Raw genomic sequence first — 14,176 nt, 5'->3', positions numbered from 1 at the left:
CAAGCGAATCAATCCCCAAGGAGGAATGTGCATGAAGAAAAAACGCGGACTTGTGAGCTGTATTCAGGAGTTCAAAAAGGACACGATTCTGACGCCGATCTTTGTCATCGGCGAGGTGGCCTTTGATGTCCTGATTCCCATGATGACAGGCCGTCTGCTGACCCAGGGCGTTGAGGCGGGAAATATGGAACGTATTTTCTACTACGGCGGCATTGTGGTCCTCATGGCCCTGGCGGCTCTGCTGCTGGGCGCCCTGTCCGGCCGTTATGCCGCCCGGGCGGCCACCGGCTTCTCCCGCAATCTGCGCCGGGAGATGTATCAGAATGTTCAGAAATTTTCCTTTTCCAACATCGACAAATTCTCCACCGGCGGTATCATTACCCGTCTGACCACCGATGTGACCAACGTACAGATGGCCTTTATGATGATCATCCGCATCGCTGTGCGCTGTCCCATCATGCTTATCTGTGCATGGGTGCTCACCTTTACCATCAACCCCAGACTGGCGCTGGTCTTCCTGGTGGTGATCCCCATCCTGGGCCTGGGCCTGTTCTTTATTATGACCGGAGCCCACCCCATCTTTGAGCGGGTGTTCAAGCGGTATGATCACTTGAACAATGTGGTACAGGAAAACCTGCTTGGCATCCGGGTGGTGAAGTCCTTTGTGCGTGAGGAGCACGAGAAGGAAAAATTCGGGAAGGTCTCCCAGGAGATCTATATGGACTTTTCCAAGGCGGAAAAGCTCATCGCCTTCAACATGCCGCTCATGCAGTTGTGCGTCTATGCGTGTATTCTGACCGTGTCCTGGCTGAGCGCCCATCTGGTAGTGGGCGGCAGCATGGATGTGGGGCAGCTCACCAGTATGTTCAGCTATATCATGATGATCCTCATGAGCCTGATGATGCTCTCCATGGTGCTGGTCATGATCATCCTGGCCCGCGCCTCCGCCGAGCGTATTACCGAGCTGCTCAACGAGGAGAGCGACCTGCGCAACGGGGAGAATCCGGTGGAGGAGGTCAAGGACGGCTCTGTAGTCTTTGAGAACGTCAGCTTCAGCTACGCCAAGGATCCCAGTAAGGAGTGCCTGAAAAACGTCAACCTGAACATCAAGTCCGGTGAGACGGTGGGTATTCTCGGCGGCACCGGCACCTCCAAGACCACGCTGGTGCAGCTTATTCCCCGGCTGTACGACGCTACCGAGGGCCGCATCCTGGTGGGCGGTGTGGATGTGCGGGACTACGACATGGACGCCCTGCGGGAGCAGGTGGCCATGGTGCTCCAGAAGAACGTGCTGTTCTCCGGCACCATTAAGGAGAACCTGCGCTGGGGTAAGAAGGACGCCACCGATGAGGAGATGGTCCGGGTATGCAAGCTGGCCCAGGCCGACCCCTTTATCCAGGAATTCCCCGACAAGTACGATACCTATATTGAGCAGGGCGGCTCCAATGTGTCCGGCGGCCAAAAGCAGCGCCTGTGTATCGCCCGGGCCCTGCTGAAGAAGCCGAAGATTCTGATTTTGGATGATTCCACCTCCGCCGTGGACACCAAAACCGACGCACTGATCCGCAAGGCGTTCCGGGAGGAGATCCCCGACACCACCAAGTTTATCATTGCCCAGCGTATCTCTTCCATCGAGGACGCGGACAAAATCCTGGTGATGGATGGCGGAAGGATTTCCGCCATGGGCACCCACGGCGAGCTGCTCCAGAGCTGTGAGATCTACCGGGAAATTTATGAATCCCAGACAAAGGGAGGGAGCGAGGATGAATAAGATGCCGAAGAAAAAGTCCCACACGGTCCGGCGCCTGCTCAGTTATGTGGGCCGGGGCTACCTAATCCGCTTTTTTCTGGTGCTGGTATGCATCCTGGTCAGCGCGGTGGCCTCTGTGGCCGGCTCCATCTTCCTGGGCGCCCTGATCGACAACTATATCACGCCTCTGCTGGCCATGGAAAACCCGGTGTTCACCGGCCTGCTCCACGCTCTGCTCCTGATGGCCTGCCTCTATGTGGTGGGCGCCCTGTGCGCCCTGGCCTACAACCGTCTGATGGTCACCATCTCCCAGGGCGTGCAGAAGAAGATCCGCGACGATCTGTTCGGCCACATGCAGACGCTACCTATCCGGTATTTTGACACCCACGCCCACGGCGATGTGATGAGCGTCTACACCAACGACGTGGATACCCTGCGGCAAATGCTCTCCCAGAGCATTCCCCAGGTAATCAATTCCCTGATGATGATCGTGGTCACCTTTGTCAGCATGGTTGTACTCAACCTCACTCTCACTGGCGTGGTAATCGTGTGCATCGTGTGCATGCTGCTGGTGACCCGGTTCCTGGCCGGACGCAGCGGCCGCTACTTCGTCCGCCAGCAGGTGAAGCTAGGCGATCTGAACGGCTATATCGAAGAAATGATCAACGGCCAGAAGGTGGTCAAGGTTTTCTGCCACGAGGAGGAGGCCCAGGAGGGCTTTGACCGTGTGAATGACGCCTTGTTTGAAAGCGCTTATAAGGCCAACAAGTACGCCAATATCCTCATGCCCATCCTCATCAACATTGGCAACATCCAATATGTGGTCATCGCCATGGTGGGCGGAGCGCTGGCCCTCAATGGCCTGGGGGGCGGTATTACCCTGGGTGTCATCGCATCCTTCCTCCAGCTCTCCAAGAGTTTGACCAACCCAATCAGCCAGATCTCTCAGCAGCTCAACTCTGTGGTCATGGCTCTGGCCGGTGCTCAACGGATTTTTGACCTGATGGATGAGCCCTCCGAGGAGGATCACGGCACCGTCACCCTGGTCAACGTCTCCTATAACAAGGACGGCGCCCTCCAGGAAACCAGTGAGCGCACCAATCTGTGGGCCTGGAAGGTTCCCCAGGAGGACGGGAGCTTCGCCTATACCAAGCTGGCGGGCGACGTGCGCTTTGATGATGTGGACTTCGCCTATGAGGAGGGCAAAACCATCCTCCACGACATCAGCCTTTTCGCCAAGCCCGGCCAGAAGCTGGCTTTCGTGGGCGCCACCGGCGCGGGTAAGACCACCATTACCAACCTGATCAACCGCTTCTACGACATCGCGGACGGCAAGATCCACTATGATGGCATCTCTATCAACGATATTCATAAGCCGGATCTGCGCCGCTCCCTGGGCATTGTGCTTCAGGATACCAACCTCTTTACCGGCACCGTGCGGGAAAACATCCGCTACGGCAATCTGAGCGCCACCGACGAGGAGGTGGAGGCCGCCGCCGTGCTGGCCAACGCAGACGACTTTATCCGCCGCCTGCCCCAGGGGTACGACACCATGCTCACCGGCAACGGCGCCAACCTGTCCCAGGGCCAGCGGCAGCTCATCGCCATTGCCCGGGCCGCTGTGGCCGATCCCCCGGTGATGATCCTGGATGAGGCTACCTCCTCCATTGACACACGCACTGAGGCCATCGTCCAGAGGGGTATGGACTCCCTGATGACCGGCCGCACCGTCTTTGTCATTGCCCACCGGCTATCCACTGTGCGCAACTCTGATGCCATTATGGTGCTGGATCACGGCCGCATTGTAGAGCGGGGCGACCACGAGGATCTCATCCGGCAGCACGGACTGTATTATCAGCTCTATACCGGCGCCTTTGAGCTGGAATAAAAAGAATTTGTACCAAGCACCCCTCTGCGTCCCCGGCATAGTATGGAGTGAGACCGGGCCGGAGCGGCGGTACTCCCACCGCTCCGCCTCTGGTTTCCATCATCAAACCAGGAGGTACTTCATATGGGGTGCAATAATGGCTGTGGCTTTGGCGGCGGCGGCTGCCTGTGGATCATTCTGATCATTATCCTGCTCTGTTGCTGCTGCGGCGGCGGGAGCTGGGGCGGTTGCGGCTGTGGTGGCTGTGGCTGCAACAACGGCTGCGGGAACAGCTGCTGCTGAGAAGGCAGTACAATAGCCGAACGGCAAACAGGCAGACGTGCCGTGGGGTGTTTTCCCCACGGCACGTTCCTGTGTATCAAACAAGTGGAAAGGAAGCGGAACACATGCATAGACGTACAACAGCCCTCTATTTCAGTCCCACGGGCGGGACGCGCACCTATGTCCGAGCTGTGGCGGCAGCTATGCCACACATGGGCGGAGAAGTGGACCTGACCCGACCGGAGGAGCGGCGCAAAGTTCATATGTTCGGCGCAGATGGCGTAGTTGTCCTGGGCGTACCGGTTTATTACGGCCGGGTGCCGGCGGTGCCGGGGCTGCTGGACGGCCTACAGGGGGAGGAGACTCCGGCGGTGCTGCTGGCTGTGTATGGCAACCGGCTCATTGACGACGCGCTGGCGGAGCTGAGCGACCTGTGTGCCGCCCGGGGGTTCCGCCCTCTGGCAGCGGGGGCCTTTGTAGCGCCTCACACATTTTCCGCCAAGGTAGCCATGGGGCGACCCAACGCAGGGGATCTGGCGGCGGCCGCGGAGCTGGGACGTCGGGCGGCGGAGAAGCTGTCGGGGCCTTGGTGCGCCCCGGAATTGCCCGGGAACCGGCCCTACCGCAGCTTTCAGAGGGCGCCGTTCTACCCAGTGGGGGACGATACCTGCACCCGCTGCGGCTGCTGCGTCGGGGCCTGCCCGGTGGAGGCCATCCATCCTGCCGCGCCCCGTGCGACCGACGGTGAGAAGTGCATCCGCTGCCTGGCCTGTGTCCGGGCTTGCCCGGCGGGCAGCCGACGGGTGGAAGGCCCCGCCTTTGCCGCTACAGCGGCTCATTTGGAGGAGGCATTGACCAAGGAGGACAAGCCGCCCGAGCTGTATCTGTGAAAGTAAACACAGGAGGCACCCCGTGGGGCGCCTCCTGTTTGGTTATTCGGGGAACAGCATATGGTCCACGCAGCAGCCGGAAAAGCCGGGGTGACAGCCCCAGATACCGGCAGCCGGAACGGCCGCCCGGGGCCACCTCCCTATGGTGCCGGTATCGAGAAAAGAGTACGGGATGGGCCGATTGGCTGCTCCTAGAGGCCTAAGAGACTGGCGGTGATGCCGCCGCCCACATTGCCCGCCGCCGCTGGAGCCAGCTACACCAGTGTATCTGCCGCCACGGGTTCGTCCACGTGGGGCATCCGCTTCATTTCCCGGGTAACCAGGGCCAGGGCCACCACTACTGCCGCGCTGTCGGCGATGGGACCGGCGTACATGACGCCATCAATCCCCAGGAAGAGGGGGAAGATCAAAATCAGGGGAATGAGAAAGATCACCTGCCGGGTGAGGGCGATCAGTGCGCCCCGCTTGGCCTTGCCAATGGAGGTAAAGAAATTGGCCGTAATGGGCTGGAAGGCATTGGCCAGTGTCATAAACATATAAATGCGGAAATACCGCTCGGCGAACTGAAAATACTCCTCGCTGCCAGAGGGGTCGAACAGTGCCACGATCGGCCGGGGAAAGAGCTGAAAGCACACAAAGGCAATGCAACAGATTATGGACGCGGCGACAATGGCCTTTCGGTAGGCCTCACGTACGCGGCTATACTGCCGGGCGCCGTAGTTGTAGCTGAAGATGGGCTGGCAGCCCTGAGAGATACCCAAGGTAAAGCCCAGCATCAGGATGTTGACCTTGGAGATGACCCCAACGCACGCCAGGGGAATGTCCTCACCGTAGTGGGAGAGCGCACCGTAGTAGGTCAGGGTATTGTTGAGGGTGATCTGCACCAGGAACATGGCCATCTGATTTAGAAAGGGGGAAACACCCAGGGAGCAGATGGCACGCAGAAGTGCCCCGGAAGGGTGCAGGGAGGCCGCCGTCAGGCGGATGGTACGGATGCGGGTGCGGAACAGATAGTACAGTACCATGACCAAGGAGAGAGCCTGCCCCAATACGGTGGCCAGTGCGCCCCCGGCCACGCCCATGTCCAGACCGAAGATAAACACCGGGTCCAATATGGTGTTGAGTACCGCGCCGGAGAGGGTACAGAGCATGGAATAGGTGGGACTTCCATCGGCCCGGACCAGGGAACTGGCCCCGGTGGTAAAGGTGACCATAGGCAGGCCGAAGGCAGTAATGCCCGTGTAGATCATGGCGTAGGGCAATACCTCCGGCGTAGCGCCAAACAGGTTGAGGAGTGGGCCTCGGAAAAACAAGGCGATCAGGCCCAGGGTGAGGCTGAACAGCGCAAGACAGGACAGTCCGGTGCCGGCCACCCGGCGAGCCCGTTCCTCATTTCCGGCCCCTAAATTCAGGTTGAAGTTGGCAGCAGTGCCGATGCCCATCATCAGGGCAATGGCGGTGGACACGGTGGTGAAGGGGAAAGCCACATTGGTAGCGGCGTTTCCCAAATATCCCACGCCCTGGCCGATGAAGATCTGATCCACTATATTATAAAGAGAGGTGACCAGATAGGCGACAATGGAAGGGATTGCGAATTTGGGCAGCAGGGTATTGATGGGGAGGGAGCCGAGGGGATTTTGGCTTGAATTGCTGTCTGGCATACCATTTTCCTCGCTTTCAAATCGCCTGATAATACTCTTATTGTAGTATAAACACAAAGATTCGTCAAATAAAATCCGGCACCCCCCAAAATGGGAGTTGCCGGATTTTATATATGGTATACCGGATGCTGCGTTGATAAACTCATTTCGGACAGGGGGAGGCTGCATCCTCGGCTTCTAAAACGGTACTGTAGTCCTATTGATGGCCGGTAATCCGCAGGAAGTCATGAATGGCCGGCGCCAGGGCGGCAAAGCACGCGCATAGCCGTCTCATACCGCGCTCTCCTCCTTGGGCGGCCGTTCCCTGGTCAGGGGGAAGGAGACGGAGGCGGTGAAGAGATCCGCCTGCGTTTGGACGGAGAAAGTTCCGCCGCAGGCCTCGGTGAAGGTGCGGGCGATGGACAGGCCCAGGCCGCTGCCCCCGTCGGTGCGGCTCTCGTCCCCCCGGACGAACCGCTCGGTGAGATCCACCCCGTCGGGCAGCTCCTCCCGTGATGTGTTGCGGAGCACCGCCGCGGCCTGCCCGTCTGCTGCGGTCAGCTCCAGGTAGATCCGGGAGCCCTCCAGGGAGTACTTGAGGGCGTTGCCGATCAGGTTCTGGAACACCCGGTACAGCCGGTCGCCGTCGGCGGCGATCCAGACCGGGGACTCCGGCAGACGGGGCCGCAGGGCAAGGCCGCTCTCCTCGATGGCCTCACCCATGTCCGCAAGGGTCTGGCGAAGCAGCTTTGCAAAATCAATCGGCTTTATATCTACGCTCAGGTTGCCCGTAGCGGCCTTGCTCACCTCGAACACGTCCCGCACCATGACCTGGAGCCGCTTGGACTTGTCGGAGAGGACACGAATGTAGTCCTGCACATGGTCGGGCAGGCCCTCCTCCTGCTGGAGCAGCTCGGTATAGCTGATGATGGAGGTGAGGGGGGTTTTGAGATCGTGGGAGACGTTTGTGATCAGCTCCACCTTCATCCGCTCGCTCCTCACCTGTTCGGCCAATGCGGTACGCAGACCCTCCTCCATGTGGGAGAGCTGCTCCGCTGCACCGTGGAAATCTGAGTCCGGCGGCAGGGGAGGGGCTCCCTCCAGCCTTCCCGCCCCGGCGGCCTCAATGCAGGCCAGCAGGGCGTCCAGCTCAGCGGCAGAGCGGCGGCTTTCCCTGACCAGCCACACCTGGAGACCGATCAGCACGATCCCGGCCATACAGAGCAGGAGCAGCAGCGGAAGGGGCAGACGGAACACCAGAAAGGCCGGCACGGACAGGGCGCAGAACAGGAAAAAGGGGAGGCAGGCGGCAAACTGCCAGATCATCCGTCGGTCGGCCCGCTGGGCGGCGGGGTGGCGCAGGATCTGCCGCCGGAGCAGGCGCACACAGGCGGCGCACAGGCTCTGCTCCTTGAGGTGTCCGAAATTGTACCGCAGGTCGTTGATATAAAGGTAAGCCCACCACAGGGCCAGGGGGACGGAGAGGTAGCGCACAATGCTGTAGGTGAGCACCTCCCCCATCAGCGCGGCCAGACAGCACATTCCGGCCAGGGTGCACACCCAGAGGAAGGGGACGAGCAGCAGGAGCTTGACCTCCAGCCACACCCGCCCGGTGAACCAGGCGATGGCCCGGTCGGCCCGCACCTTGTGACGGTGCCACACAATGGACAGGGCGGTGAGGGCGATACCTGCCAGGGGCGGAAGAAACAGGAAGCAGAAAAAGAAGGCACGGTTCTGTCGGAGAGAACCGACCAGGGAGGCGAGAGACGACGAGCCGGATGCGGGCGGGTACTCGGCCGCGGCCAGAGAGACGGACACGCCGGCCGGATCCGCGAAGGGGAGGGGGGAGAACTGACCGGAGATGTCGCGGCCGTCCTTGACGGCAGTCACCTTCTCCCCGTCGTAGGTGATCAGAAAATTATACCCGTCGGGCAGCCGGTCGGGAGACAGGGCGTCGGTGTTGGAGAACTTCAGCACTCCATCCGCCCGGACGCGGTAGAGCAGGCCGTCGTCCCAGCCCTCCAGGGGATTTTCCTCCTCCGGGGTATCGGCGGCGGAGGCCAGTTCATAGAGGCGGGCTTCTATAAAGCTGTGAAAGCTGTCCGTAGTCTGGTAGTCGGTCCAGAATATGTCGCGCCAGGGGATGTAGAAAGAGCCCCCGCTGGCAACGGTCACAATCACAGCCGCCGCCGCACTGTAGACCAGCAGCGTGACGCCCAGCACGAAAGCCAGAAAGGCCAGGGCGGGCTTAACGCTTCTCGATTTTGTATCCAATGCCCCACACCACCTTCAGATATTCCGGTTCCTTTGGATTGAGCTCGATTTTTTCGCGGATGCGCCGTATGTGTACCATGACGGTGTTCTCTGTGGCATAGGCCTCCTCGTTCCATACCCGTCGGTAGATCTCCTCGGCGGGGAAGACCCGCCCCAGGTTGCGCATGAGCAGATCCACGATTTTCAGCTCCGTGGCCGTCAGCTTCACCGGCTCCCCGTCCACCAGCAGCACCCGCTCCTCCGGGCGGTAGCACAGTCGGCCGTTGACGATCTCTCCGCCCTGGCTTTGGGCGTTCACGTCACCCAGTTGGGTATAGCGCCGGAGCTGGCTGCGCACCCGGGCCACCAGCTCCTGGGGATGGAAGGGCTTGGCGATGTAGTCGTCCGCCCCCATGGACAGGCCGAGCACCTTGTCCGAGTCCTCGCTCTTGGCGCTGAGCACAATAATGGGCAGGTTGCGCTTTTCCCGGATTTTCATCACCGCCGAAAGCCCGTCCAGCCTTGGCATCATTACGTCGATGATGATCAGCCGCAGGGCGGGGTTTATCGCCTGCTCCAGCGCCTCCATGCCATTGTAGGCCTTGAGCACCTGATAGCCCTCTTTTTCCAGCAGGATGGCGATGGCACGGACGATTTCGGGATCGTCATCCACCACCAGAATACACTCGTTCACACAAATCCCTCCTATGGACGCTATCTTACCAGCCCTTTCTGTCAAAGAGCGTGAGACAATTCTGACAAATCTCTTACAATCATAGCAGATTTGCCGGGGCCGGGCAATGGAAAACGGCGCGCCCTAAACCGGGCGCGCCGTTTTTGGGGAGGGAAACAGGTCAGTGCTCCACGGGGATCTCCAGATTTCCAAAGGTGATGGAAACCACCTGTGCGGGGTCGATGAACAGCCGCTGGCTGTCGGCATCTATGGTTTGGAAAGACACCATAGGCAGAGCAGAGTCCAGATGTCTGCCTCCATGCCAGGTGGTGGTGATATCTGTGCCGTTTGCCAGATGGAGCACCGGAGCGGTACCGTCCCGATAGAGGGAGAAGGCCGCCTCCGCTTCATCTTGGAAATAGACTTGCAGATCCAGGGCTGACAACCGCAGTTCCAAAGGATGCAGGGTGAGCCCGTCTAATTCCAGGGCACCATCCAGCGGGAGTTTCCACCCGGATGAATTTTCCACCGTAAAAGTGAGCGAAAACGGCTGGTCAGAGAGAATCCGGTCGACGGTATAGGACACCTCCACTTCAAGATAGGGAAGATCTTCCAGGGTAAAGGGGCAGTCATCGAATACCTCCAGAAAGGCCCAGGTGCCATCCTCTAATGCTGCTCCGTGACCGGAGCGGCAAAGATAGCGTGCTCCGGTGCGGGTATCGATGATGGCTTCACAGCTGCTTCTCGTATACGCCAGATCACCGGAGACGTAGGAGGCATCCTGCGTCACCAGGGCCAGTCCCTCCGAGGTCAGGGCCGCACCGCGAAGTGTCAGGAGGGGAACTCCCTCCACCGTAAACAACGGAAGAGTTGCCCCACCATTTACCGCAGTTTGGATAATCTCCTCTACATGCTCCACCAGGGGTACGGCAGAGAAGTCCGGAGTCCCCCATTCCGCAAGCGCAGATAGGGAGATAGGGGTGTCGCACTGGATACGAATATTTCCGTCATCGTCAAAAAGCCTTACGGCCACTCCATCGGCCGTGAGGGTGATAGGCTTGCCCAAAATGGATGTCTCGGTCAGTGCGCCAGTGTTTTCGTAGCAGATGTAGATGGTTTTTCCGTCAGGGGAGAGCTGGTAGTCGGTGGCGCGGCCAAAATAGTGGCCGTCCACCGTTATTTCCAGATCCATGCTGTTGGTGGTCAGCGATGCCTCTGGATCGATAGGCTCTCCGTCCGCCCGGGTCAGGGCCAGCAGGAGCATAAAATTGCTGTCGTCCACCACCGCCTCCTCCACGGTGAGGGTGTAGTCCCCGGAGGTCTGGCTGGCCCCCACGGTCTGCACGGCGTTCTGGGGCAGGGAGGGGACAAAGTACCGCCACGCCCCGGAAAAGCCCACCGCCGCCGCGCCGATGGTCAGCAGGGCGCACAGCACGGCCGCCGCCGCCAGGGGACGGACGGGCCGGATGCGGCGCGGCTCCTCCGTCCGCCGGAGTGCGGCGGACAGGTCGGCCTCTGGTGTTTCGATCTGAGCGAGGGCGCGGAAAATGCGCTCCTCCTCTGGTGTCCGCTTCATGGAACGACCTCCTTCTGTTCATCCAATTCCGATTCGCTCAGTGCCAGGGCCAGCTTCTTCCGCGCCCGCTCGTATCGCTTGCGCAGGGCGACGGCGGACGGGCCGTAGATCTGGGACAGCTCCTCATAGGAGCGGCCCTCCATCACCCGTCCGAAGACCAGGCCCCGCTCCTCCGGCGTGAGGACGGACAGGGCCGCCCGCAGCTCCGGCCCGATGTAATCTGGGTTGTACCCGGACGGCGGGGGAGGGGCAAAGAGTTGCCGCCGCCTCTGCCGGAGCAGGTCGATACAGGCGTGATAGGCCAGCTTGTAGAGCCACGCCTCCAGATTGGTGCCCGCCCGGAAGCGGTTGCGGCGACTCCAGGCCCGCAGCAGCGCGTCCTGCACCGCGTCCTGGGCCTCATGGTAGTCACACAGGATATGATGGCAGTACCGCAGCAGGGCCTGTCCATAGCGGGCGATGACTGCCTCCAGACAGGCGCCGTCCCCGATGGGGAACGCCCGGCTCAGCTCCGCCTCGTCCATAGCCTCCTCCTCCTTGTCTGCTGGATAGAAAACCGGTTTTCACCCATTATAACGGATATGTTCCGGTTTTTGTGACAGCAAGCGCAAAAAAGGGCGGCGCCAATTCGACGCCGCCCTTGAGGAGACTAGAGAAACTTCTTCATCTGCTGGATATTGGCCTCCTCGGTTTTCAGCAGCTTGTTGGCCAGATCCCGTACCCGTTCGTCCTTCCCATGGTAGTCGTGCAGGTGCTTGAGGCTCTTAGTCATGCCCATGGTGTTGCCCTGAATCATCATCTCCGCGATCTTGGAGGTAGAGTGGTCAGCCATGGTTTTCATCGCGCTCATCATCTCGGAGGATGCCTTGACCATGGGATTGAGCCCCTTGGGCTCCTGGCCACGTTCCCGCAGCATCTTTCCGGTGGCGCCGTAGAGCTTTTCATACTCCGTGAGCTGCTGCTCCAGCGCCTGGTGAAAGGTCTCGTCCTCCGCGTGGGGCAGGACGGACTGAATGCCGTCCCGGCCCATTTCTGTAGTCTGGTAGATATACTGGAGCAATTCCGCTTCTGTCAACATGGAAATCACCTCAGCTTCAGTATGCCATGATGCGCCCCGAATTATAGGTCTCCGACATCCTGGAAATACCCGGACAGCAGGGCAATCAGCTCACTGACCGTGGGACGGGCGGTAAGCGGACGCGGAGAGATGGCCTGCAATAATGGCTGGCCGCCGGAGCGCCAGTATGCGCAGAGCAGGGTGCGTATGTCCCGCTCCACACAGGCTGCCGAGGTTTGAAACGCTGTGGCAACGGCGGGATAAAGACATTTGAATACCTGATATAGGTACTCCGGCTCGGTCTGCACCAATGAGATGGCGCAGGCAAGGTAGGGAAACCCCACATAGTTGCTTGGGAATCCAAGCTGGCGCAGGCGGGCTGCAATTTCCATTTCAGTTCACTCCGGTGTCGTTCTGCTCTAAATGGTCCCCATCGAGGCTGCATTCCAGGCGTTGGATCATGTTTCGGAACTGGGACCGCTGTTCCTCCGGCAGGGCGGAGTAGGTCATAAGTAAGTTGGCATAATAGCGGTTTGTCCCTGTTAGATCCAACTCTATCGGCAGATCCATCAACAGGAGTGCCGGATGGATTTCCAGGGAATTAGCGATTGTGATGAGCGTACTCAGCGTAATATTGTAGTCTCCGCTTTCGATGGCCTGAACCGTGGACTTCCCAACCCGAAGCTTTTCAGAGAATGACTGGTAGGAGTAGCGGCCGTTCCGGCGGATTTCGGACAGGTTTCTGGAAAATACGTCAAGCTGTTTGTCGAAATTCATAGATTTACCTCCCGTAGATAGTATACGACTACTATTTTAGGGAAAATCGTCGAAAATAGGGTACTGACATGGCGGAAAAACGAACTGACATAATGGAATTCATTATTAGATATAACTTTATATTCAATATACCACATTTTTGCGTAAATGGGCGTGTTATCTTCCAAAAACAGGGCCCCAAATGCTAACTTTTTGTCGACATGCGGTTAGAAAATCAATATTATTGTATTTTTGTTTTCAACAATAATTATATAACTGGTTCATCAGCATATGAAGGGGGCTACAGAAAGACAGATATGAAACAAGAGAGGCGGACAGGATTTTATCCTGTCCGCCTCTCTACGCTTGGTCGGAGTGCCGGGATTCGAATGGGGATTTTTTCTTTTTACATCTTTTTATGTACTGCTGCAAACTATTGCGCTGCAAGTGGTTTGCGGGAAATTTCTCTCTTTATCTCCTGCGGTTTTTTATAGTTTCCAATAAAAATAACGGACAAACAACGGACAATACTGCTGTAATACCACCCCTACATGGGAGGTGATTTTTCTTTGTTAAAATGCCCAAAATTTATTTGCTATATCCTTCTTGTTCAATAATTATTTGTTTTCACAAGAATTATTATACATAGCTTTGGCTTGCTTATCTGCGCTTTAGTTTTGTGAACTAAACTTTACCTCTAGCTTTCCGGAACTTATTCGATGCAATACAACCAAATTTTCGAATATATCAAAAAGTTGCAGAACGTTATGACATATTGTATCATATAGGTGTTCCATACCAAAGAACACGCTGGGAGGTTGTATTTTATGCGAATGAGAACGATTGACCAAGTGGCCGAGTATGTCAGGGCCATTGACCCGGATACAGCTTTGACCAAGACGGCGATCAGGCGGAAGGTGATTGCAGGGGAAATCCCCAGTTCAAAAGCCGGGAGAAAGTATCTGCTGGATTTGGACAGGCTGGAGGAATTTTTGTTTAGCCCCTCTGCTGGTACTGAGGTTCTAAGGGGGTAAGCACATGGCGAAAGCAGAAAAGAGAGCCCGCCCGGATGCGGCAACATCCAGACGGGCAGGACAGGAAAAGCAGCGGACAAGCAGCAATTCCCGTAACAAGCATATCACCCAGGCCCCCGGTGGTCAATGGGGTATTGCAGACCTTCTTCTTCCAGGTAGGGAGAACGCGATACCCCGCCGGGAGCTGGAGAGGCTGACGGGCCTGGACGGGCGCACGGTGCGCCTGATGATCGAGCGGGAGCGGCGTGAAGGGAGGCCCATTCTGGCGGATAACGCCACGGGGTACTATCTACCCGCCACCGAGCACGAGCGGGCCGCCTGCGTGCGCTCCATGCGGCACAGGGCAGACGAAATCAGAAAAACAGCGGAAGCAATAGACCGGGCGGGGGTGTGATGTG

Annotated in this window: 14 protein-coding genes; 6 read left to right on the top strand and 8 right to left on the bottom strand. The window is 58.5% G+C overall.

Annotated features, from left to right (window positions below; translation table 11 throughout):
• Nucleotides 1–31: 31 nt before the first annotated feature.
• The 4 genes from HMPREF0372_RS17565 to HMPREF0372_RS17555 all read left to right on the top strand — a co-directional run bounded on the left by HMPREF0372_RS17565 (nucleotide 32) and on the right by HMPREF0372_RS17555 (nucleotide 4,789).
• Nucleotides 32–1,771, top strand: coding sequence for an ABC transporter ATP-binding protein (locus HMPREF0372_RS17565; RefSeq protein ID WP_009256921.1), 1,740 nt, complete (start codon nucleotides 32–34; stop codon nucleotides 1,769–1,771).
• The gene (locus HMPREF0372_RS17560) at nucleotides 1,764–3,638 is read left to right on the top strand and encodes an ABC transporter ATP-binding protein (protein ID WP_007495499.1); all 1,875 of its coding nucleotides are present in this window, start codon (nucleotides 1,764–1,766) and stop codon (nucleotides 3,636–3,638) included. Before HMPREF0372_RS17565 ends, HMPREF0372_RS17560 begins: the two co-directional genes overlap by 8 nt.
• Before the next feature lie 123 nt (nucleotides 3,639–3,761).
• The gene (locus HMPREF0372_RS20225) at nucleotides 3,762–3,920 is read left to right on the top strand and encodes a hypothetical protein (RefSeq protein WP_009256919.1); all 159 of its coding nucleotides are present in this window, start codon (nucleotides 3,762–3,764) and stop codon (nucleotides 3,918–3,920) included.
• 104 nt (nucleotides 3,921–4,024) lie between these two features.
• A complete protein-coding gene (locus HMPREF0372_RS17555) occupies nucleotides 4,025–4,789 on the top strand; it encodes a 4Fe-4S binding protein (protein WP_039997993.1) in 765 nt (254 codons plus the stop codon).
• Nucleotides 4,790–5,043: 254 nt separating this feature from the next.
• On the opposite strand, the gene HMPREF0372_RS17550 is transcribed toward HMPREF0372_RS17555, so the two are convergent.
• The 8 genes from HMPREF0372_RS17550 to HMPREF0372_RS17515 all read right to left on the bottom strand — a co-directional run bounded on the left by HMPREF0372_RS17550 (nucleotide 5,044) and on the right by HMPREF0372_RS17515 (nucleotide 12,765).
• On the bottom strand, nucleotides 5,044–6,450 hold the full coding sequence (locus HMPREF0372_RS17550; protein WP_007495487.1) for an MATE family efflux transporter: 1,407 nt from the start codon (nucleotides 6,448–6,450) through the stop codon (nucleotides 5,044–5,046).
• Between the two features lie 270 nt (nucleotides 6,451–6,720).
• Nucleotides 6,721–8,703, bottom strand: coding sequence for a sensor histidine kinase (locus HMPREF0372_RS17545; RefSeq protein ID WP_050810513.1), 1,983 nt, complete (start codon nucleotides 8,701–8,703; stop codon nucleotides 6,721–6,723).
• Complete coding sequence (locus HMPREF0372_RS17540) at nucleotides 8,678–9,376, bottom strand: response regulator transcription factor (protein WP_007495470.1); 699 nt, start codon at nucleotides 9,374–9,376, stop codon at nucleotides 8,678–8,680. The genes HMPREF0372_RS17545 and HMPREF0372_RS17540 overlap by 26 nt, the downstream gene beginning before the upstream one ends.
• Nucleotides 9,377–9,536: 160 nt before the next feature.
• Nucleotides 9,537–10,931 carry a DUF4179 domain-containing protein gene (locus tag HMPREF0372_RS17535; RefSeq protein WP_007495469.1) on the bottom strand — a complete coding sequence of 465 codons (1,395 nt, stop codon included), beginning with the start codon at nucleotides 10,929–10,931 and terminating at the stop codon, nucleotides 9,537–9,539.
• Entirely contained in the window at nucleotides 10,928–11,455 is a 528-nt protein-coding gene (locus HMPREF0372_RS17530) for an RNA polymerase sigma factor (RefSeq protein WP_007495468.1), read from the bottom strand. The genes HMPREF0372_RS17535 and HMPREF0372_RS17530 overlap by 4 nt, the downstream gene beginning before the upstream one ends.
• A gap of 125 nt (nucleotides 11,456–11,580) precedes the next feature.
• Entirely contained in the window at nucleotides 11,581–12,009 is a 429-nt protein-coding gene (locus HMPREF0372_RS17525; RefSeq protein WP_007495467.1) for a hypothetical protein, read from the bottom strand.
• A gap of 41 nt (nucleotides 12,010–12,050) precedes the next feature.
• A complete protein-coding gene (locus tag HMPREF0372_RS17520) occupies nucleotides 12,051–12,380 on the bottom strand; it encodes a sporulation initiation factor Spo0A C-terminal domain-containing protein (RefSeq protein ID WP_007495466.1) in 330 nt (109 codons plus the stop codon).
• A gap of 1 nt (nucleotide 12,381) precedes the next feature.
• The gene (locus tag HMPREF0372_RS17515) at nucleotides 12,382–12,765 is read right to left on the bottom strand and encodes a helix-turn-helix domain-containing protein (RefSeq protein ID WP_007495465.1); all 384 of its coding nucleotides are present in this window, start codon (nucleotides 12,763–12,765) and stop codon (nucleotides 12,382–12,384) included.
• Between the two features lie 806 nt (nucleotides 12,766–13,571).
• On the opposite strand from HMPREF0372_RS17515, the gene HMPREF0372_RS17510 reads away from it, so the two are divergent.
• On the top strand, nucleotides 13,572–13,778 hold the full coding sequence (locus HMPREF0372_RS17510) for a MerR family transcriptional regulator (protein WP_035298391.1): 207 nt from the start codon (nucleotides 13,572–13,574) through the stop codon (nucleotides 13,776–13,778).
• A 4-nt stretch (nucleotides 13,779–13,782) separates the two neighbouring features.
• Nucleotides 13,783–14,172, top strand: coding sequence for a hypothetical protein (locus HMPREF0372_RS17505; RefSeq protein WP_007495455.1), 390 nt, complete (start codon nucleotides 13,783–13,785; stop codon nucleotides 14,170–14,172).
• Nucleotides 14,173–14,176: the final 4 nt, after the last annotated feature.

Origin of the sequence: Flavonifractor plautii ATCC 29863 (assembly GCF_000239295.1) — a bacterium.
GTDB lineage: Bacteria > Bacillota > Clostridia > Oscillospirales > Oscillospiraceae > Flavonifractor > Flavonifractor plautii.
This window is presented reverse-complemented; position numbering and strand designations above follow the sequence as displayed.

Bases quoted from the DNA above. Each gene is read 5' to 3' on its own strand.
- HMPREF0372_RS17565 (WP_009256921.1), top strand. From the start codon at position 32: ATGAAGAAAAAACGCGGACTTGTGAGCTGTATTCAGGAGTTCAAAAAG.
- HMPREF0372_RS17560 (WP_007495499.1), top strand. From the start codon at position 1,764: ATGAATAAGATGCCGAAGAAAAAGTCCCACACGGTCCGGCGCCTGCTC.
- HMPREF0372_RS20225 (WP_009256919.1), top strand. From the start codon at position 3,762: ATGGGGTGCAATAATGGCTGTGGCTTTGGCGGCGGCGGCTGCCTGTGG.
- HMPREF0372_RS17555 (WP_039997993.1), top strand. From the start codon at position 4,025: ATGCATAGACGTACAACAGCCCTCTATTTCAGTCCCACGGGCGGGACG.
- HMPREF0372_RS17550 (WP_007495487.1), bottom strand. From the start codon at position 6,450: ATGCCAGACAGCAATTCAAGCCAAAATCCCCTCGGCTCCCTCCCCATC.
- HMPREF0372_RS17535 (WP_007495469.1), bottom strand. From the start codon at position 10,931: ATGAAGCGGACACCAGAGGAGGAGCGCATTTTCCGCGCCCTCGCTCAG.
- HMPREF0372_RS17530 (WP_007495468.1), bottom strand. From the start codon at position 11,455: ATGGACGAGGCGGAGCTGAGCCGGGCGTTCCCCATCGGGGACGGCGCC.
- HMPREF0372_RS17525 (WP_007495467.1), bottom strand. From the start codon at position 12,009: ATGTTGACAGAAGCGGAATTGCTCCAGTATATCTACCAGACTACAGAA.
- HMPREF0372_RS17520 (WP_007495466.1), bottom strand. From the start codon at position 12,380: ATGGAAATTGCAGCCCGCCTGCGCCAGCTTGGATTCCCAAGCAACTAT.
- HMPREF0372_RS17515 (WP_007495465.1), bottom strand. From the start codon at position 12,765: ATGAATTTCGACAAACAGCTTGACGTATTTTCCAGAAACCTGTCCGAA.
- HMPREF0372_RS17510 (WP_035298391.1), top strand. From the start codon at position 13,572: ATGCGAATGAGAACGATTGACCAAGTGGCCGAGTATGTCAGGGCCATT.
- HMPREF0372_RS17505 (WP_007495455.1), top strand. From the start codon at position 13,783: ATGGCGAAAGCAGAAAAGAGAGCCCGCCCGGATGCGGCAACATCCAGA.